Source organism: Hirschia sp., assembly GCF_058892565.1.
In genome coordinates this window covers 82,957-101,670 of sequence record NZ_JBZXVU010000017.1, presented here as the reverse complement: position 1 = coordinate 101,670, position 18,714 = coordinate 82,957, and the positions used below count along the sequence as shown (strand labels likewise).

General features: G+C 46.1%; 20 protein-coding genes. 4 read left to right on the top strand and 16 right to left on the bottom strand.

Annotation, left to right across the window (positions count from 1 at the left end):
• The 9 genes from AC5EF3_RS07310 to rimP form a co-directional block, all read right to left on the bottom strand.
• Positions 1–113 (bottom strand): hypothetical protein (locus AC5EF3_RS07310; RefSeq protein WP_493547579.1); only part of this gene is annotated, 113 nt, incomplete at its 3' end.
• Between the two features lie 66 nt (positions 114–179).
• Entirely contained in the window at positions 180–449 is a 270-nt protein-coding gene (gene rpsO, locus AC5EF3_RS07305; protein WP_015828885.1) for a 30S ribosomal protein S15, read from the bottom strand.
• A 4-nt stretch (positions 450–453) separates the two neighbouring features.
• Positions 454–1,416, bottom strand: a complete 963-nt coding sequence (truB, locus tag AC5EF3_RS07300; protein ID WP_493547553.1) for a tRNA pseudouridine(55) synthase TruB — start codon at positions 1,414–1,416, stop codon at positions 454–456.
• Positions 1,417–1,670: 254 nt separating this feature from the next.
• Complete coding sequence (rbfA, locus tag AC5EF3_RS07295; RefSeq protein WP_493547552.1) at positions 1,671–2,102, bottom strand: 30S ribosome-binding factor RbfA; 432 nt, start codon at positions 2,100–2,102, stop codon at positions 1,671–1,673.
• A 98-nt stretch (positions 2,103–2,200) separates the two neighbouring features.
• Positions 2,201–2,794 (bottom strand): YcxB family protein, encoded by a 594-nt coding sequence (locus tag AC5EF3_RS07290; protein WP_493547551.1) that lies wholly within the window; start codon positions 2,792–2,794, stop codon positions 2,201–2,203.
• Positions 2,795–2,965: 171 nt separating this feature from the next.
• The gene (gene infB, locus AC5EF3_RS07285) at positions 2,966–5,659 is read right to left on the bottom strand and encodes a translation initiation factor IF-2 (protein ID WP_015828881.1); all 2,694 of its coding nucleotides are present in this window, start codon (positions 5,657–5,659) and stop codon (positions 2,966–2,968) included.
• 53 nt (positions 5,660–5,712) lie between these two features.
• The gene (locus AC5EF3_RS07280) at positions 5,713–6,453 is read right to left on the bottom strand and encodes an RNA-binding protein (protein ID WP_493547550.1); all 741 of its coding nucleotides are present in this window, start codon (positions 6,451–6,453) and stop codon (positions 5,713–5,715) included.
• Positions 6,419–8,137 (bottom strand): transcription termination factor NusA, encoded by a 1,719-nt coding sequence (gene nusA, locus AC5EF3_RS07275; protein ID WP_015828879.1) that lies wholly within the window; start codon positions 8,135–8,137, stop codon positions 6,419–6,421. The genes AC5EF3_RS07280 and nusA overlap by 35 nt, the downstream gene beginning before the upstream one ends.
• Positions 8,137–8,748, bottom strand: coding sequence for a ribosome maturation factor RimP (gene rimP / locus AC5EF3_RS07270; protein WP_493547549.1), 612 nt, complete (start codon positions 8,746–8,748; stop codon positions 8,137–8,139). The genes nusA and rimP overlap by 1 nt, the downstream gene beginning before the upstream one ends.
• Before the next feature lie 400 nt (positions 8,749–9,148).
• On the opposite strand from rimP, the gene AC5EF3_RS07265 reads away from it, so the two are divergent.
• The gene (locus AC5EF3_RS07265) at positions 9,149–9,697 is read left to right on the top strand and encodes a response regulator (protein WP_015828877.1); all 549 of its coding nucleotides are present in this window, start codon (positions 9,149–9,151) and stop codon (positions 9,695–9,697) included.
• On the opposite strand, the gene trmB is transcribed toward AC5EF3_RS07265, so the two are convergent.
• From trmB to AC5EF3_RS07240, 5 genes are all read right to left on the bottom strand, one after another.
• Complete coding sequence (trmB, locus tag AC5EF3_RS07260) at positions 9,694–10,413, bottom strand: tRNA (guanosine(46)-N7)-methyltransferase TrmB (protein WP_015828876.1); 720 nt, start codon at positions 10,411–10,413, stop codon at positions 9,694–9,696. The genes AC5EF3_RS07265 and trmB overlap by 4 nt on opposite strands.
• A gap of 43 nt (positions 10,414–10,456) precedes the next feature.
• The gene (gene metK, locus AC5EF3_RS07255; protein ID WP_041301705.1) at positions 10,457–11,641 is read right to left on the bottom strand and encodes a methionine adenosyltransferase; all 1,185 of its coding nucleotides are present in this window, start codon (positions 11,639–11,641) and stop codon (positions 10,457–10,459) included.
• A 153-nt stretch (positions 11,642–11,794) separates the two neighbouring features.
• Positions 11,795–13,027 carry a beta-ketoacyl-ACP synthase I gene (fabB, locus tag AC5EF3_RS07250; RefSeq protein ID WP_015828874.1) on the bottom strand — a complete coding sequence of 411 codons (1,233 nt, stop codon included), beginning with the start codon at positions 13,025–13,027 and terminating at the stop codon, positions 11,795–11,797.
• Between the two features lie 65 nt (positions 13,028–13,092).
• Complete coding sequence (gene fabA / locus AC5EF3_RS07245; RefSeq protein ID WP_015828873.1) at positions 13,093–13,623, bottom strand: bifunctional 3-hydroxydecanoyl-ACP dehydratase/trans-2-decenoyl-ACP isomerase; 531 nt, start codon at positions 13,621–13,623, stop codon at positions 13,093–13,095.
• Positions 13,624–13,775: 152 nt separating this feature from the next.
• Positions 13,776–14,354 (bottom strand): SH3 domain-containing protein, encoded by a 579-nt coding sequence (locus AC5EF3_RS07240; protein ID WP_233356704.1) that lies wholly within the window; start codon positions 14,352–14,354, stop codon positions 13,776–13,778.
• 167 nt (positions 14,355–14,521) lie between these two features.
• Between AC5EF3_RS07240 and AC5EF3_RS07235 the strand changes: the two genes are divergently transcribed.
• Positions 14,522–15,508, top strand: coding sequence for a 2-hydroxyacid dehydrogenase (locus tag AC5EF3_RS07235; RefSeq protein WP_015828871.1), 987 nt, complete (start codon positions 14,522–14,524; stop codon positions 15,506–15,508).
• A 207-nt stretch (positions 15,509–15,715) separates the two neighbouring features.
• On the top strand, positions 15,716–16,147 hold the full coding sequence (locus AC5EF3_RS07230; protein ID WP_015828870.1) for a hypothetical protein: 432 nt from the start codon (positions 15,716–15,718) through the stop codon (positions 16,145–16,147).
• A 12-nt stretch (positions 16,148–16,159) separates the two neighbouring features.
• Here the strand turns inward: AC5EF3_RS07230 and AC5EF3_RS07225 are convergent, their stop codons facing one another.
• The gene (locus AC5EF3_RS07225) at positions 16,160–17,203 is read right to left on the bottom strand and encodes an alpha/beta fold hydrolase (protein WP_015828869.1); all 1,044 of its coding nucleotides are present in this window, start codon (positions 17,201–17,203) and stop codon (positions 16,160–16,162) included.
• A 109-nt stretch (positions 17,204–17,312) separates the two neighbouring features.
• Complete coding sequence (locus AC5EF3_RS07220) at positions 17,313–18,080, bottom strand: HesA/MoeB/ThiF family protein (RefSeq protein ID WP_493547548.1); 768 nt, start codon at positions 18,078–18,080, stop codon at positions 17,313–17,315.
• 107 nt (positions 18,081–18,187) lie between these two features.
• Between AC5EF3_RS07220 and AC5EF3_RS07215 the strand changes: the two genes are divergently transcribed.
• Positions 18,188–18,714: AAA family ATPase (locus tag AC5EF3_RS07215; RefSeq protein WP_493547547.1), on the top strand; the 527-nt coding region annotated here is incomplete at its 3' end.

The following is an 18,714-nucleotide window of genomic DNA, read 5'->3' as shown; positions in this document are numbered from 1 at the left end:
GTCTCACCATAAGTGGCAAGAACAGCACCATCGGCTTGACGGGCAATGCGACCTGTTTCCAGTGTCAAAGGGCGGCCTGCCCAATCGATAGTAACTTTTTGAATGTCGAACATATATTTTTTTCTTTCCTACATACGAAAACCGCCGGTCCCGAGGACCGGCGGATGAATGGGCACGCCCTAGCGGCGAATACCCAATTCTTCAATGAGAACCTTATAACGGTTCACGTCTTTAGACTTAACATAGTCTAGCAACTTACGACGCTGAGACACCATTTTCAGGAGTCCGCGACGAGAGTGGTTGTCTTTTTTGTGCTCTTTGAAGTGCTCAGTCAGAGTTGTGATGCGGTCTGTAAGGATCGCAACTTGTACTTCTGGTGAACCTGTGTCGCCTTCTTTAGTGGCGAACTTTTTGATTAGCTCAGCTTTACGCTCAACAGTAATCGACATCGTGTTACTCCATATTAAAGTTAAATACACGAACCGGCACAAACCGACCCGCACGAACTTCGCCAAGAGCGACTGCCTTTTCACCTTCTTTTGCTAAAGCGATCCGAGAGGCGTCTTCCCCGTTGACTATACGAGGGCGACGCTTTTCTTTGAAAGCTTCAACCAAGTGTGGCAAAAGGACGATTTCGCGACCTTGCCTAAGCTTTGAAGCGTCTTCCCCATTGATGGCCAGCGCCGGGATGTCGTCCAGCGCGGTCTCAATCGGGACTAATTGAGCCTCAAGTGCATCTCTATCGCCGATTTCGGCGAACTTTTCTAGTGTTATTGATGATTCTTCGAAAAAACTTCCGACTCTAGTGCGTCTAAGGGCTGCAACATGGCCTTCTGTTCCCAAAGCGGCACAGATATCGCGTGCTAAAGAGCGAATATAGAAGCCTTTCCCGCTTGTAACTGAAATAACGGCAAGGTCTGGTGAGGGGCAATTTTCTAATTTAGCGGCATAGAGGTGCACTTTTCGTGCTTCTAATTCAACGTCTTCACCATCACGCGCCAAATCATAGGCGCGTTCGCCATTGACTTTTATTGCCGAGAATTTGGGTGGAACCTGATCAATCTCACCAATAAAGGTTTCAAGTACGTCTGCGATTTGTTGCGGGCTAGGGCGCACATCAGATGATGCATACACATCGCCTTCACGGTCTTGTGTCGTCGTGGATGTGCCAAAGCGTATGGTGAAGCGATAATCTTTTATGGCTTCCATCACATAAGGCACTGTCTTGGTGGCTTCACCAAAAGCAATTGGAAGAATACCTGAGGCGAGCGGGTCTAGCGTGCCGCCATGGCCTGCCTTTTGTGCGTTTAAAAGCCAACGCGTTTTGCCGACAGCCTGCGTTGACCCCAATTCTTCGGGTTTATCAAGAATAAGCCAACCGTGAACGGGTAAACCTTTTTTGCGTTTACGTCCCATATGAGTCTCCAAAGCCATTCTAACGGCTTGGACGTCATGAATGGGGGGTGTTCGTTAAATCTGGTTGTATAAAGCAGATGTGCAATTGCTATGCGCGCTGGCTAGCATACATGGACCAAGGGTCAATGCATTTAGATCATCTAGGATAAAATACCGGTTTCTAATTCGATGCCTGCATGGAAACGAGAATATTCTCACTGACAGGGGCAGTCGCACACGCAGTTAATGTGGCTAAAAGAATTACGAAAAGGGCGCTACATATTGTTTTCTGATTCATCATCGTCTTTTTCTATGAGATCACGCGCGACCTCAGGTGAAGCCAGCAAGTCGCCAATTTTGCCGGCTTCCGCATAGGAATCATCAGACAAAAAGCGCAATTGAGGCGTATATCTCATGTCGATCTCCCTTCCGAGTCGACCTCTCAAGAAACCCTTAGCACGATTTAGTCCGTGTACGATACTTTCTTGTGCAGATTCATCACCACCTAATGGGGCAACATAACAGGTCGCATGCTGAAGATCTGGTGACATGCGCACTTCAGACACTGTGATTGAAACATCGGCGAGGGCTGGATCGTTGAATTGTTCTCTGAGCAAAATATCGACAAGAGCGTGGCGTACAAGCTCTCCAGCGCGAAGCTGGCGTTGAGAGGGTCCTTTGGCGGATGAAAATCTACTTTTTGGCATTTTAGGACCTTTCTATGAATTCTTCAGTCGGACGATATAGCACAATTTGCATTGTTTGCAGATTGGCGAGGTATACCTTTCCAACAATTTGGTCGGCATTAAGTGTTGAAAGGAGGCGGCCTTAGCGCAGCTATTTTATTTGTGGCTTCTTTCATCTGATCACGGTCGTTGAACCAATCAACAGGTATAAAGAAATCATTTGCGCCTTCTACAATGAAAGCGATGTAGTGCTTTGTGGTCCGAATGTCCACTATGGCCGGCCATTCTATCTTTGATTCAATATTTTTTCGGTTAAGCAGGATGCCGGAAGCATCTATTTTAAAGCTCTGAGCTTGCGTTATTTCATTATCTCTAGCTGATTTCTGACGCTCTGCGAGCCTGTTAAAAATCAAAAACCATGACAATCCCGCACTTGCAGAGAAAAACATGGAAAGCATCATGACGGTGTAATCAGATATATTATACTGTGAGAAAAACGTTTCGAACAAATTCAATGTAGATGCAGAAATAACCGGAGCAGCAACGCCAGCATAATAAATAGTTGTTGGCCCCAACCCATTGGAACGTCTTGTTTTGATGAATTTTTTCAATTGTTGAGGCGAAATATATCCCGAGGCGGAAATATGGTCCCGATAGGAAAGTTCAATACCCGTGGAGTGATCGGGGCGAAGCGGGACCTCTGTTTCAGGCATATGTTTCTCTCAGTATTACGATGTGTTGTAAACAAACTAGGCTGATTACTTAAACATTTCGTTTGGGAGGTAGAAAATATTCCTGTGGAAGCGTGGCGATTGATGTGTGTACAAATAAAAAGGGCCGCAACTCATATGAATTACGGCCCTAAATCTATAAAAATTCGATGGCTAGTCGAGTGAACGCTCGATCATTTCAACTTCGAAACATTCGATAACATCGTCTGGTTTCAGATCTTGATACCCAACAAAGCCCATACCACATTCCATACCGGATTGGACTTCTGAGACTTCGTCTTTGAAGCGTTTCAATGTTGAAAGTTCGCCATCGTGGATAACAATGTCATCACGTAGCAAACGAACACCACAACCGCGTTTCACAACACCTTCAGTGATGAGACACCCAGCCACTTTTCCAAGTTTGGAAATGTTGAAGACTTGAAGCACTTTTGCGTAACCGATGAATGTTTCGCGGCGCTCTGGAGCCAACATACCGGAAAGTGTCGCTTTCACATCATCCAGCAATTGATAGATCACTGAGTAATAGCGAATTTCAACGCCTTCTTTTTCTGCCAATGCAAGCGCTTGCTTATTCGCACGCACATTAAAGGCAATGATTGGCGCTTCGGATGCTTTTGCAAGTAGAATATCACTTTCAGAGATACCACCCACAGCACCATAAACGACGCGTGCTTTCACTTCATCCGTTGAAAGCGTGTCTAGGGAATGCGTAATCGCTTCGATAGAACCTTGAACATCACCTTTAACAACCAACTGAGCTTCTTTAGCTTGTTCTGTTGTTACACCATCTTTTAGGCGGGCAAGCATGTGCTCAAGTGATGCACGTGCACCCGGAGCAGAAGCTGCTTTGTCTTTCAGCATGCGTTGGCGATATTCAGTAATTTCACGCGCACGGGCTTCATTGTCGACCACAACGAATGGGTCTCCAGGAGAAGGGGCACCATCAAGACCTAACACTTCGGCAGGAACTGTCGGGCCAGCTTCTTTCATTTGTTGACCGCGTTCGTTGACGAGTGCGCGAACTTTACCCCATTGACCGCCAGCGACCAGAATGTCTCCGCGTTTCAATGTACCACGTTGCACAATAACAGTTGCAACAGGACCACGACCTTTATCCAGTTTGGATTCAATCACGATACCATCGGCTTCACGGTCTGGGTTGGCTTTCAACTCAAGCAGTTCAGCCTGCATAGAGATCGCTTCAGTAAGCTCATCCAAACCTGTTTTCTTGAGTGCAGACACGTTGATTGCCTGAACATCACCGCCCATGGCTTCAACTTGAATGTCGTGTTGAAGAAGTTCGGTCAGAACTTTTGTTGGATCCGCGTCGACTTTATCACATTTGTTCACTGCAATAATGATCGGCGCGTCAGCCGCTTTAGCGTGTTTAATCGCTTCGATAGTTTGAGGCATGACCCCATCATCAACAGCCACTACTACAATCACAATATCGGTGACATTGGCACCACGGGCACGCATCGCAGAGAATGCCGCGTGACCAGGTGTGTCAAGGAATGTGATCTTGTCACCAGATTTCAATTTAACCTGATAAGCACCAATGTGTTGGGTAATTCCACCCGCTTCGCCGCCAACAACGTCTGTTTGACGAAGAGCATCGAGGAGGGAGGTTTTACCATGGTCGACGTGACCCATGATTGTTACAACGGGTGGACGGTCTTTTAGGTCGCCATCATCATCTGTTGGGCCGTCTAGTCCGATCTCAACATCAGCTTCAGATACACGTTTGATTGTGTGTCCAAATTCTTCGACGATAAGCTCGGCTGTATCAACATCAAGCGTGTCTATCCCGCGGATCATTTCGCCTTGCTGCATCATGAATTTCACAACGTCGGCGACGCGTTCTTTCATACGGTTAGCAAGTTCTTGAACCGTGATTGTTTCAGGTACGACAACTTCACGAGACTGTTTTTCAGCCTCTTGTTTGCCCATTTTCAAGCGGCGTTCGCGTTCTTTTTGCTTCGCACGATTGTATGAAGCAAGTGAACGTTGACGATCTTCATCGGCACCAAGTGCCGCTGTTATGGTTAGCTTACCTTGACGGCGTTTTGGTTGTGAACGACGTGATGGAGCAGGTTTATTACCGCGATTTTCAGCAGGTTCTTCACCAACTGGACGGGCCTTTTTGATACGTCCGCCAAGTTCAGAAAGTGCATCTGGATCAGGTGGTGGACCTTCAGCTTGTATCTCAACCGGTTTTGAACTTGGTTTGTCCGGTTTTGTGATACGTTTTTCACGTTTTGGGTTAGGCGCAGCTGTACGCTTTGCCATGGATTCTTCTTCGGCAGCCGCTTTTTTCTCTTCGGCGGCTTGCTTGCTTGCTTCAGCTGCTGCTTTCTTAGCATCAATTTCAGCTTGCTTGCGCTCTTCTTCTTCAGCCTTGCGGCGCACATCTGCGTCGACGCGCTCTTGTGCTTCGGCTTCAAGGGATTTGGCTTTCTCAACGCGTTGACGTTGAGCATTTTCCAATAGCTCGCGTTCAGCTTTGCGCTTTTCTTCGGCAGCTTTTCTGTGTGCCAGAGCCACTTGACGTGCACGCAACTCCTCTTCGGAAAGACCGAGTTTGCGGGCTGCGGCTGCAGCAGCTGACATCGGCTTTCCGCCTTTGGCATTGGGTTGCCCGCCAGGCCGACCGTTTTTATTGGGTACAACTACACGCTTTTTCTTTTTAGTCTCAACAACGACTTGTTTTGACCGTCCGTGAGAAAAGCTTTGCTTCACAGTCCCGCCGCCTGCGCCGCCAGACACAGATAGGGGTTTGCGACCGGCTGGTGTGCCGTTAGCATTGGAGTTGTTATTGTTCTGCGCGTCTTTAGTGTCGCTCATGCAAATTCTTCATGTTGTGGCCGGTTCGATTATCGAGACGACCTAAAAATCAATTAAACCGCCAAAGACATCCAGTCTGACGGACGCAATGGACGAAAACCGCCCAATCGCTCTACCTCAATGATCCAATTACGGGCGGATCGACCCTCTTTGACGATAGCATGTATCACACGCTCACGCCCTAAGGCCATGCCCAATTCTTCAGAAGTGAAACATCCGACAATAATCGGTTGCTCTGAAGGCTCGTCATCGCCGAAAATGGCTTTGGCAAGAGACAAAATCTTCTTGCGCCCATCGCTAGCGCCATCTAGCGCTTCAATCAAGCAAGAAGGTTCGTCCATGCGAATTTCTTCTCTGACTTGATCAAACCCTAAGATAAGGTCTCCAGCCCGTTTTGCGAACCCCAAAAGATCAAGACAGCGTCGAAACAACAATTGGTGTGTCTGTTGTGTCAATGTTGCATCTGTCTGAACAGATTTTTTAAAGGCTCTAGAAAAGGCTTTCTTGGAAATAGCCAAGTCTAATGCTTCTGATGTCGCAGTTACCCATGCGCCGCGTCCCGGAAGGGTGGCGGCGACATCGGGTATGACCATGCCATCAGGAGACACCACAAATCTGATCATAGCAGATTGTGGTTGGTTTGTCGCCGTTGCAATACAACGGCGCATAGGATCACTTGGTCCACCGCTTTTTCTCTTTGGTGGACCAGTGTCTGTTTCTATCTCAATGTCTGCGCCAGACTTCCCGTCTGGATCTACATCATTCGTCTGTTTCCGGGGCAGGTTCTGAGTCATCAGATGTGCCCTCCAGGTCAACGAATGCAGCTTCCGCTGCTTCTAGGTTTCCAAGTTCACCTTCGAACTCGGCTTCGGCAGCTTCTAATTCAGCTGCGCGTTTTTCTAATTCGGCTTCTAGAACTTCAGCTTCTACCCAGCCAGCTAGAACACGCGCACGTAGAATGAATAATTCAGCAGCATCGCGTGTCATTTCCCCTTTGGCCAATAGGCCGGGTTGCCAGCGTGATTTGCCTTTTGCATCTGGTTCTTTCCAACCGATAAGATCGTCAGGTACGAGGCCAGCTAGATCATCAATTGTCTTTATACCATCATCACCAAAGCGAACTGCCATGACAGGTGTTACACCGTCCATAAAGGCAACTTCATCTGTGACGCCAAGATCTTTGCGCTTCTTGTCCATCGCTGCGGCAAGAAGTTCAAGATATTCGCGTGCACGTGTTTGAAGCTCAGAAGCAACGGCTTCATCAAAGCCATCAATAGATGCGAAGTCTTCAAGATCGACATAAGCGATCTCTTCAATGTTTTCAAAACCTTCAGAAGCCAGCAATTGCGCCAGCATTTCATCAGCATCAAGCGCGCGCATAAAGAGTCCAGAGCGTTCTTGGAATTCTTTCTGACGGCGTTCAGAATCTTGAGCCTCAGTTGTTAGGTCAATCTGCCAGCCTGTGAGTTGTGATGCTAGTCTTACGTTTTGACCGCGACGACCAATTGCAAGTGGGAATTGGCTTTCTTCGACCACCACTTCAACACGTTCTTCGTCTTCATCAACAACAACTTTAGAGACCTCAGCAGGCTGAAGCGCGTTCACAATGAATGTGGCTTCATCTTCTGACCAAGGGATAATGTCGATTTTTTCGCCTTGAAGTTCTGACACAACAGCTTGAACACGCGCACCGCGCATACCCACACAAGCACCAACTGGATCAACAGATGCATCATGTGACAACACACCGATTTTTGCACGAGATCCTGGGTCACGCGAACATGCTTTAATCTCGATAACGCCTTCATAAACTTCAGGCACTTCTTGTGAGAAGAGGGCAACCATGAAGGTTGGGTGTGCACGAGAAAGGAAAAGCTGTGGACCTTTAGGCTCACGGGAAACTTTATAAAGAATGGCGCGAACACGATCACCCGGATTGAGGTTTTCACGTGGAAGACCATCATTGCGGCGGATAATACCTTCCCCGCGACCAAGGTCGACTATGATATTGCCGTGCTCAACACGTTTTACAATACCATTGATGATCTGACCTTCTTTGTCTTTGAATTCTTCGTATTGGCGATCACGTTCAGCGTCTCTAACCTTACCAGTGATAACCTGTTTTGCTGTTTGAGCAGCCACACGACCAAATTCGAAAGGCGGAAGAATTTCTTTGAACTCTGTGCCGATTTCAGCATTTGGGTCAATTTCTCTGGCTTCTTCCAAAGACAAATGGTGAGCAGGGTCCTCAACTTCTTCAACAACAGTTTGCACACGTGTTATCGTCGTCTCGCCCGATTTTGGGTCGATGTGAACGTGAATATCGTGCTCTTGGCCGTAACGCGAACGGGCTGCTTTTTGAATAGCCTCGGCCATTGCTTCCAGCACGATCATTTTGTCGATTTGCTTTTCAGCTGCCAATATGTTTGCGATTGCTAGGATTTCCAGCTTGTTTGCTGAAACGCCGATGGTGCTCATCAGTCATCCTCTCTTTGTGCCGCGTCGTCGACATTATTGTCGGGGTTCGCATTATTGTTGTCGTCTATTTCGTCTTCAAATTCGTCGAATTGGTCTTCATCCAGTTCGGGTGCTTGTCCGCGAGATTGGGCTTCTTCAATCAGGCGATCATTCATCACCAAGGAGGCTTTCACCATATCGACGATAGAAATTTCAGCTTTTGAACCATCTTTAAGGTCCAAGGAAACAATGCCATTCACTTCATCAGTGATCGTGCCGTGGAAGCGACGGCGACCGTCAATAGGGATACCTAATTCAATACGAACTTCGTATGTTTTCCAATTTGCAAAGTCACCTTCTCTTGTCAAAGGGCGATCAATCCCAGGAGAAGAAACTTCTAAATTGTATTCTGAATGAATAGGGTCTTCCACGTCAAGTACGGGACCAATAGCGCGAGAAAGTTTGGCACAATCTTCGACATCCATTGTACCATCGGGCTTTTCAGCCATGATCTGAAGAATGGGCGTATTGGCACCCATCATGCGTACACGTACGATTTCCAAACCGATGCTTGTCGCTTCAGGTTCGATAATATCGAGAATACGTTTTTCTATTTCAGATAATGCGCGCAATTTAAGTCCGTTTAGATGGTAATAACAGGGTTCTGGAACGAAAAGCGGCGGCCTAGTTACCAGGGCCGCCGCTGTTTAATTTCAGCTTTGCATACCCTATACGCCATGTTTTAAAGAATGTCGAGTGATGGATTTAAACTGTCATGACAAACAATTTATTGAATATTTCATGCCGCCATTTTCCTCGACACCGTATACGCAATTGGGCCAACTGGTGTTGATATATGGAATATATTTCAAGTAATCATGAGTTTTCGAGTAAAATTCGAAGTGTAATTTCAATATAAGTGGCCTTATTTTGTAGTTACAGGAATTTGGTAAACAAATACACACCTTATGTTAATCAAAATTAGGGATAGTTCATTCTCGATACAAGCATATACAATAATGTAGGTTTTTTATGATTGAGAAATTTGAAGCCCCTAAAAGGGACCCTAAAAATCAGCAATTATTGATATATAGCGAAAACATTGAATTGGTTCGCATGCAGCGTGACATGCTTAAACCATATGGCGTTCGCAATATTGTTAGCGCAACAAGCCCTGATGAAATGATGGAGCAATCTGCTGTTCACAGCATGGGTACGATACTCGTCAATGGTAGTAGCCGTGTTGATCCTAGAAAGATTATTTCTGCCCTTCGCAATGAAGAAAAAGTGCGGGATCCGTTTGCTCAGGTGTTTTTTGTAACAGGAAGTAGCTCTGCGCAATTGATCAATATGATTGTTCGTTCGGGTTATGATGGCATTTTGTGTCTACCTTTCTCACGTGCGCGTTTGTGGAAAACCATAGAGCGTATGAGTGAAACACAGCGCCAATTTGTGCGTGTCGGTGATTATTTTGGGCCAGACCGCCGCACAGCTCCTGCAGCTACGCCTCCTAAAACGGAAGAGCGCAGAAAAGAAGAATTACTCAAGAAAATGGGTCAGCAAAGCCAAAAGGCTGGTTAGATTTTTGCAAAGTCCAAAAAGACGGGTTTGCAATCTCCTAGACCTTTGGTTTGATAACGTGTCGTGACGTGGTCAGCAGGGGGGATGCGCCAATCGTCAGCCTTGGTTGCTGTCCATTCAAAATGTGGTGATTGTTCAAAACGTTCCAAAGCCCAATCTGCATAATTTGCCCAATCTGTTGCAAATCTTACTTTGCCGCCGGGCTTTAAAACGCGAGATAAAGTTTCCAAAAATTCGGGTTGGATGAGGCGGCGCTTATGGTGTTTTGTTTTATGCCATGGGTCGGGAAACATGATAAAAACGCGATCGAGGCTTTGATCTGCCAGACCATTTAGAATATCGCGCGCATCATAGGCATGAAGCCGAATATTTGGAATCTCATTTTCCCAAATGAGTGTCACAGCTTTGGCGACACCTTCTAGAAAAGGTTCGCAGCCAATAAATCCGATATCGGGATTGTTTTGCGCCTGCCCAATTAGATGTTCGGCACCGCCAAATCCAATTTCAAACCAGATTTCTTTGGGTTTTCCTTCAAACAATTCGTTTGGATCAAAACTGGCAATATGATCATTTATATTGACCGAGAGTTTAGGAAGTAGCTCATCCATCAATTTTTGTTGACGTGTCGATAAAGGACGTCCGCCCGTTCTACCGAAAGTACGCAATGGACCAAATTCTGATCCATTGCTTTTCTTTTCATCTTCGGGCGTCGTCATGAGCTATTTTTTATCCGTCTTCCAGTAAAATTAGAAGAGCGTTCTATGCCAGACTTTTAAGAGAGTCGACTAGGTCTGTCTTTTCCCATGAGAAACCACCATCAGCTTCTGGGTCGCGGCCGAAATGTCCGTAGGCAGCTGTTCGTGCATAGATTGGCTTGTTTAGGCCAAGATGTGTACGAATGCCGCGTGGAGACAGGTCCATAAGTTTTGGAATTGCAGCTTCAATTACCGCTTCATCAATTTTGGCTGTGCCATCAGTGTTGATGAAGATGGAAAGTGGTTTAGCAACACCAATCGCGTAAGAAAGTTGAATTGTACAGCGGTCAGCTAGGCCAGCCGCAACAATGTTTTTAGCCAAGTAGCGGCTTGCATAAGCAGCTGAACGGTCAACTTTTGTTGGGTCTTTACCGGAGAAAGCACCACCACCGTGAGGTGCAGCTCCACCATAAGTATCAACGATGATTTTACGGCCTGTTAGACCTGCATCACCATCTGGACCACCGATAACAAAGTTACCCGTTGGGTTTACATAGAATTCTTCTTCAGGTGGAAACCAACCCTCAGGCAAAACACTTTGAACAACAGGGCGTACCATTTCACGAATATCGGATGGTGTGAAACCGAATTTGTGTTGTGTGGATACAACCACAGAAGAGACACCAACAGGACGTCCATCTTCATAGCGAAGGCTAACTTGTGATTTTGCGTCTGGTTCAAATTCTGGTTGAGATCCAGATTTGCGAAGCTCTGCCATTTTTTTCAAAATTTGGTGGGAATAAATGATTGGGGCAGGCATTAATTCAGGTGTTTCGTTTGTTGCATAACCAAACATAATACCTTGGTCGCCAGCACCTTCTTCTTTAAAATCACCTGTACCTTCATCAACGCCCATGGCGATATCAGTTGATTGACCATGTAGTCGGTTGATCAATTCAGCTGTTTTCCAGTGGAAGCCTTTTTGGTGATATCCAATGTCACGCACAGCTTCGCGCGCTGTTGTTTCGATCTCTTCCATAGATGGCATGAGGTCATCTGCAATACGCATCTCACCGGCAAGCACGATCAGGTTGGTTGTCGTTAGTGTTTCACAAGCCACACGCGCTTCTGGGTCGCGCGAAAGGAATAGATCAACGATAGAATCTGATATTCTATCGGATACTTTGTCAGGATGTCCCTCGGACACACTTTCACTCGTAAAGTAGTAATTCTTTTTCACTGACAACATCCCTATACTGAATTGCACATATAAAGATACCTTTATATGATCATAATAACTGTTTGGGAAGGGGAGAATTGAATCAGTTTGGTGAATTTCCAAAAGAAAGCCCTCAATCCATAGGATTAAGGGCTATTGCGTTTTTAAATATATGAGGAAATTCTAGATCTTTGAGAAGATCACAGACCCATTTGTTCCACCAAAACCAAATGAGTTCGACATTACCATTTTAAGGGCAGCATCTCGCGCTTCCCGAATAATATTCATGCCAATGGCAGCAGGGTCTAAATTTTCGATGTTGATTGAAGGTGCAACGAAATTCTCTTTCATCATAATCAGAGAATAAATGGCCTCATTCACCCCCGCTGCTCCCATTGCATGTCCGGTCATTGACTTGGTGCCGGATATCATGGGTTGGTCTTCTGCATTATTCCCAAATAATTTGCGAACGCTTTCCAGCTCGACCATGTCACCAACTGGTGTCGCAGTGGCGTGTGGGTTTAGATAGTCTGGTTTCGCATTCACTGTGGCAAGCGCTTGTTGCATGGCACGTAAACCACCTTCACCAGAGGGGGCAACCATGTCATGGCCATCAGATGTTGCGCCATAGCCTGTGATTTCACCATAAATAGTGGCACCGCGCTTTTTGGCGTGTTCGTATTCTTCCAATACAAGAATACCGGCTCCACCTGAAATGACGAAACCATCGCGACTTTCATCAAATGCGCGAGAGGCTTTTGTTGGTGTGTCATTATATTTGGAAGACATCGCACCCATTGCATCGAAAAGGGCAGAGAAGCTCCACTCGACTTCGTCGCCGCCGCCGGCAAACATAATATCTTGCTTACCCCATTGGATTTGCTCAGCAGCAGCACCAATACAGTGAAGAGATGTCGTGCAAGCAGAAGAGATTGAGTAGTTTACACCCAAAATCTTAAACATGGTCGATAACGCAGCAGATGCAGTCGAACACATAGCTTTAGGGACGGCAAAAGGTCCGATGCGTTTAATGCCTTTTTCGCGTGCAATGTCGGCTGCTTCTACGATCGCGCGCGTTGAAGGGCCGCCTGTGCCAACAATAAGGCCTGTGCGGGGATTGGAGACCAATTCCTCTGGAAGGCCGCAATCTTCAAGCGCTTGTTCCATTGCCATATAGCAATAGCCAGACCCATCGCCCATAAAACGCATTGCGCGCTTTTCGATGTGTTCTTTAGGGATTGCCTTGGGTTTTCCAACAAGATGACACCGGAAACCACGATCTGCATAATCTTGGCTGAACGTAATTCCAGACTTGCCGTTTTTTAGACTCTCGGTGACTTCTTTGATGTTATCACCAATAGAAGAAACAATTCCCATTCCTGTAACAACGACGCGACGAAGACCAGTTGCACTCATGTGCGCTTACCTTTTTGACTCGGGCGCGCCGCTTGTGGGGCGCAGCCATATTGAAACTATAGAGCTTAGGCTTCGGGTTTAAATAGCCCTACCTTTAGGTCCTTAGCTTGATATATCTTCTGATCATCAGCAAAGACTTGCCCATCAGCGATCCCCATAACCAAACGACCGCGAATTGCACGCTTGATGCTAATCTCATATCGTACTTTTTTGATGTCATTTGTCACCTGTCCAGTGAATTTAACATCACCAACACCCAAAGCACGACCTTTTCCTGGGGAACCAGACCATCCAAGCCAAAATCCGACAAGCTGCCACATAGCATCTAGGCCAAGACAACCGGGCATAACTGGATCGCCGGGGAAGTGACATGCAAAGAACCATAGCTCAGGATTTACATCGAGTTCTGCGACTAATTTACCTTTACCATATTCACCGCCTTCAAGGCTGATGTTTAAAATACGATCTAGCATAAGCATAGGTGGAGCCGGAAGCTGGGCATTACCAGGTCCAAACAATGTGCCTTCGCTAGATTTTATAAGGTCTTCATATGAGTATGAAGCTTGAGCTTCATGATATTCAGCAGGGTTGGACATTTAACGCCTTCTCCAAAACACAAAGGCCGAATTGGGGTGTGCTATACAGTTTAGCAAATCAAAACGACAAACATTTTGGAGACGGGTTAGCACGAGGTTTCAGAAGGGCAAACCCCTGTGTGGGCTGATAAGGGGAATGAAATTGGTTTCTACTAACCTAGATCGTCAACGCCCCAGATAGAATTTCTGTAGGCCCAACCATTTCTACCATCAATATCAACACGGCACCAATCACCCTCACATTCAGCAATATCGGCGACAACGCCCATTTCCACTTCTGCTATGGGAAGCGTTTCAAGGTCCGGTTTTTGATACATGATAACGTTCGTGGAGGTAATGCCTGTACGACGTGCACCTAACATGCGTTGGTGCACCCATACTTCATCGCCTTGTGGGTCACGAATTTTACGCCAATTCTTAGATTCTTTGACGACTAAGACAGGTAGGCCGCTTCTCTGATATTGCCATTTTATCGGATATTCCAATCCCGGCCCTAAGCGTCCATTGACTTCATTATATTTGAGGCTGGCATAGCGCGGAACTGGCATGCTGGAAAATTTGGAAATACGTCTTTCCTGTTGGGGATTCACATAAGGTGTCAGGCTCGCAGGTTCGATTGTGAAATCGGATTGAGCGAATGCCGGCACCATAGCAGACATACCCATTGCAGAAAGCAAAAGGAAGAAAATTACAAAGAGACGTTTAGAGTGAGCGTTTTGACTCGAATACATAATCATGACCATCATTTAATGATGGGTCACAATGTCCTCGCATGATGAATGACGTCTTAACCTTAATTTCCAAATTTGTTGTACCCATGCATTTAATTCAAAATTTGGAATTTTAGTGCTGATTTGCTATGTGCTCATAAAAAAGAAAATAATATTGGAGACACTGAATGCCACGGGACACGGTAAAAGTCGTCATATCTCGCAAGCTCCCTAAACCAGTCGAGCAGCGGATGAGCGAATTATTTGATGTGGAACTAAATACAAATGACGAAGCTTTCACAGAAAATCGCTTGGCCGATGCACTGGAGAGGGCTGATGTTTTTGTTTCCACACTCACTGACAATATTACGGCAGAATTGATTGCCAATGCAGGCAGTCAGTTGAAGATGATCGCTCAATTTGGAGCGGGTGTTGATAATATTGATGTTAAAGCAGCGGCTCAAAAAGGCATTATCGTAACCAACACGCCGGGTGTTCTGACTGAAGATACGGCTGATATGACCATGGCGCTGATATTGGCTCTGCCGCGCCGTATGGTACAAGGGGTTGATGCTTTACGTGCGGGTGAATTTAAAGGCTGGTCACCAACTTATATGTTGGGTCACCGTATTTTCGGCAAGCGTATCGGTATTATTGGGATGGGGCGTATAGGGCAGGCTGTTGCGCGTCGCGCCAGAGCTTTTGGGCTGGAAGTGCACTATCACAATCGTAATCGTGTTTCTCCTGCGATTGAAGCCCAATTTGCGACGACATATTGGGAAAGTCTGGATCAGATGATCTCTCGTATGGATATTATTTCTGTCAATTGTCCAGCAACGCCGGCCACATATCATTTGTTGCATGAGCGCCGGTTAAAGCTGCTTAAACCTCATGCTTACATCGTCAATACATCTCGTGGAGAGGTGATTGATGAGGATGCGCTGATAAGTGCGTTGGAAGCGGGGCAGATCGCTGGAGCGGGATTGGATGTTTTCCAGAATGAACCAGAAATAAATCCACGCTTATTGGCATTGAAGAATGTCATTCTCTTGCCGCATATGGGATCAGCTACCGTTGAGGCGCGCACGGAAATGGGTGAAAAAGTCATCATCAATATTAAGAATTTTCTTGATGGACACATGGTTCCAGACCGTGTCTTACCAGAATTGATATAAGCCTGTTGCATGACGGACGATACAAGCCAAAGCTCCCTAATGACGGGAGTTTTGAGGATTGATTATACCGATATCTAGAAATGCATAACTGAAATGTGCTTTTTCATAAACTTTTTGTAACTTTTCGCGTGACATTAACTTTTTTTAAGGACAATAATGGGAAACCTTAACTTGATTTAATGTAGTGTCCGCGCGGGGAGTTTTGTTGTGAAACTCAAATTGATGTGTCTTAGCTTTTTAGCGATTACGAGCCTAGCTGCCTGTGAAACAGCAGAGGGTTATCGTAAGCAGCTGACTCAATACCAAGGACAGTCAACTCAACAATTGTTAAATGAGTGGGGTAAGCCGTCTACAGTAAATAAGCTGGAAGATGGTCGTGAAATCTGGATCTATAAAGCTTCCAAGGATCTTCCACGTGGTGGGTATTTTGATCACCGTTATTATCGCACGTCTGCTAAGTTTGAGACAGATAATGGCAAAACTCAAACACGTCGTTTTGTTGAGGCGCGTAAAGTGTGGGTGCCCAGATATATTCTTAAATCAGTTTGCAGCACGCAATTCATTGTTGAAGACAGCAATGTGATTGAAGAATTCTCTTTTCGCGGCAATGGCTGCCTCGCAAACGAGTGGGGCGTCTAAGTCTTCGAGCATTTAGTTCTTGGAGACTGGCAAAACCGTATCTGACTCTCTCGTATAAGAAGATGTTTCCAATTCCTGATAGGAATTGCGCGGTCTTGGACGCTGTTCATTCGTTAGAAATTCTAGCACATCCTCAAGTGACCGCCTTGGGGCTTCCATATGTAGATTGTGACCCGCCATTTCATAGGTCAGCAGCGTTGAATTAGGTGCGAGCTGATGAAATTTCGTGGCGTAACTTAATGGCACGATCGCATCTTTTTCCCCTTGCAAGATGAGGGTAGGAATTGAGTTTTCCCTTTGGGGATCAAGCGTGTGTTTCTGTAAGGCGAGTTCAACCAGACCTTTTCTGTGGTTTGGTGCGAATGTGAAATCAGAAAATCTGTCTATCAATTCAGGGTTTGCTTCATCAGGGTTTAGAAAACTCTGTTGGACCCGCGCTGTGATAAAGGTTTTCATATCAAAAAACCTCAATACAGGTGCCAGAAGTGGGTAGGAATTGAGATCTTTTATGATGGGATCAAAGGATGTTGCTGTTTCTGATACTTCCCAGCCATCCGCGCCAATTAATATGAGAGAGTCCACTTTTTCAGGGTGAATGAGACTGTATTCCCAACTAATGCGTCCGCCCAGTGAAGAACCACCCAATACAAAGCTAGATAAATTGAGGGATTGGGTAAATTCATCGACGAAATTTACCATGCCGGCTTCTTCGCGAATATAATTCATCGAAGCTTCCGTTAGACCGTGGGCGGGTAAATCTACCGCTATGATGTGATATCTGCCTCTTAAAGATTTGATCCAATTGCTCCATTCAAACGAGCTACTTGTGTAACCGTGGATTAAAATGAGCGGAGGAGATGTTGTGTTTTCGGGGGCGGGCCCAGAATCCAGATAATGGACACGTGCGCCAGATTCTAACGTTATGAATTTTGATGCAGAGACTGCGTATTTTTCATCGAGTTCCGCATAAGACATATCAGGATGAGTGAGTGAAAACCACGCAGCTGTGAAAACCAACGTAAAAAAAACGACAACCCCAAGGATGAAGCGCACCATATTGATTAACTCCCAGCGTTCGTTTGTGTTCGCAATTTATTTGGCGACCACATTATAGAAGGTAGGAGAGTGTCGAATATCCGGCAAGAGCGTGCGTGCATTGTATTTCTCAAGAACAACATGGACAAGCGGGATCAACGGGTAATTTGATCGTGCGACCATCGCCAGATAGCGCATCATAAATCCACAAACGTCCTGCCATGGATTGGCCTGCTTTGGTAATTTCTTTAACTGTTTCCATTGCCATGCGTGCGCCAACAATGCCAGTTAATGGACCAATGACGCCGATTTCTGCACAGCTAACTTCAGTTTCGGGCAATTCAGGTGTCAGACAGCGATAGCAGGGGAGTTTGTCTTTTTTCTCATTGGCTTTGGTCAAGCCCGATTTATAAACAGAGACTTGTCCCGCCCAGCGGCCAACCGCGCCAGAAATAAGCGTGCGGTTATTGTCATGACAAAATTGGTTCACATCAAATCGCGTCTGAAAACTGTCTGATCCATCCAGCACAAAATCAGCATCACCAATACATTCGGCGGCGTTATCGGCATTTAGGCGTTTGGAAATTTCAGTGATCGAGCAATCAGGGTTGAGTGCGGCAAGCCTTTCTTTGCCGCTTTTTACCTTTGGGGCACCAATTTCAGAGGTTGAAAACAAAATCTGTCTTTGCAGATTGGAAAGTGACACTTCATCATCATCTATCAATCTAATATTTCCAACGCCCGCAGCTGCCAAATACAAAGCTGCTGGTCCGCCCAAACCGCCAGCGCCGACAAGCGCGACTGTTGATTTAAGTAATTTTTGCTGGCCCGGACCGCCAATTTCACGCAGCATGATGTGGCGTGCATAACGTTGGATTTGTTCTGAAGTTAGATTCATGCTTTGTACCTAGCTGATTTGCGGCGAATCGGTTCTGAAATTTCAGAGATTGTCGTCGCTAGCATTTATTATTGTATCAGCTCAATTGCTCATAGGAAGTCTTTCACTTGGTGATTTATGTGACCCCAAACAAGGATGGTGAGTCGGCAACTTACGATCCTTTGCTCAAGGAGATATTGACGGGACACCGCAATCTCTTCCTGACGGGGCGCGCAGGCACCGGTAAAACCACCATGCTGAAGCGGCTTTTGCGAGCAACGGGAGATAAATCCGTTGTGCTAGCACCCACTGGTTTGGCGGCGGTAAATGCGGGTGGGCAGACAATACATTCATTTTTTAAATTCCCGCCCCGCTTGCTGGATGCGGCTGACGTGAAAAAAATGCGTAATCAGCGCCTCGTCAAAACCATGGAAACGCTCGTCGTGGATGAGATTTCAATGGTGCGTTCGGATATGTTGCAATGCATGTCGGATATGTTGCGCCTAAACCGCAATGATAAGCGGCCTTTTGGCGGTGTGCGCGTGATATTATCAGGCGATTTGCATCAATTGCCGCCTATTGTGGAAAGTGAAGTTGAGCCAATTCTGCATGACCGTTTTGGCGGGCCATGGTTTTTTCTTTCCCAAGCTTTTAA

What these genes read in the sequence shown, in the direction of transcription:
- rpsO (WP_015828885.1), bottom strand. Translation starts at nt 449, where the DNA reads ATGTCGATTACTGTTGAGCGTAAAGCTGAGCTAATCAAAAAGTTCGCC.
- truB (WP_493547553.1), bottom strand. Translation starts at nt 1,416, where the DNA reads ATGGGACGTAAACGCAAAAAAGGTTTACCCGTTCACGGTTGGCTTATT.
- rbfA (WP_493547552.1), bottom strand. Translation starts at nt 2,102, where the DNA reads ATGCCAAAAAGTAGATTTTCATCCGCCAAAGGACCCTCTCAACGCCAG.
- AC5EF3_RS07290 (WP_493547551.1), bottom strand. Translation starts at nt 2,794, where the DNA reads ATGCCTGAAACAGAGGTCCCGCTTCGCCCCGATCACTCCACGGGTATT.
- infB (WP_015828881.1), bottom strand. Translation starts at nt 5,659, where the DNA reads ATGAGCGACACTAAAGACGCGCAGAACAATAACAACTCCAATGCTAAC.
- AC5EF3_RS07280 (WP_493547550.1), bottom strand. Translation starts at nt 6,453, where the DNA reads ATGACTCAGAACCTGCCCCGGAAACAGACGAATGATGTAGATCCAGAC.
- nusA (WP_015828879.1), bottom strand. Translation starts at nt 8,137, where the DNA reads ATGAGCACCATCGGCGTTTCAGCAAACAAGCTGGAAATCCTAGCAATC.
- AC5EF3_RS07265 (WP_015828877.1), top strand. Translation starts at nt 9,149, where the DNA reads ATGATTGAGAAATTTGAAGCCCCTAAAAGGGACCCTAAAAATCAGCAA.
- trmB (WP_015828876.1), bottom strand. Translation starts at nt 10,413, where the DNA reads ATGACGACGCCCGAAGATGAAAAGAAAAGCAATGGATCAGAATTTGGT.
- metK (WP_041301705.1), bottom strand. Translation starts at nt 11,641, where the DNA reads ATGTTGTCAGTGAAAAAGAATTACTACTTTACGAGTGAAAGTGTGTCC.
- fabB (WP_015828874.1), bottom strand. Translation starts at nt 13,027, where the DNA reads ATGAGTGCAACTGGTCTTCGTCGCGTCGTTGTTACAGGAATGGGAATT.
- fabA (WP_015828873.1), bottom strand. Translation starts at nt 13,623, where the DNA reads ATGTCCAACCCTGCTGAATATCATGAAGCTCAAGCTTCATACTCATAT.
- AC5EF3_RS07240 (WP_233356704.1), bottom strand. Translation starts at nt 14,354, where the DNA reads ATGTATTCGAGTCAAAACGCTCACTCTAAACGTCTCTTTGTAATTTTC.
- AC5EF3_RS07235 (WP_015828871.1), top strand. Translation starts at nt 14,522, where the DNA reads ATGCCACGGGACACGGTAAAAGTCGTCATATCTCGCAAGCTCCCTAAA.
- AC5EF3_RS07225 (WP_015828869.1), bottom strand. Translation starts at nt 17,203, where the DNA reads ATGGTGCGCTTCATCCTTGGGGTTGTCGTTTTTTTTACGTTGGTTTTC.
- AC5EF3_RS07220 (WP_493547548.1), bottom strand. Translation starts at nt 18,080, where the DNA reads ATGAATCTAACTTCAGAACAAATCCAACGTTATGCACGCCACATCATG.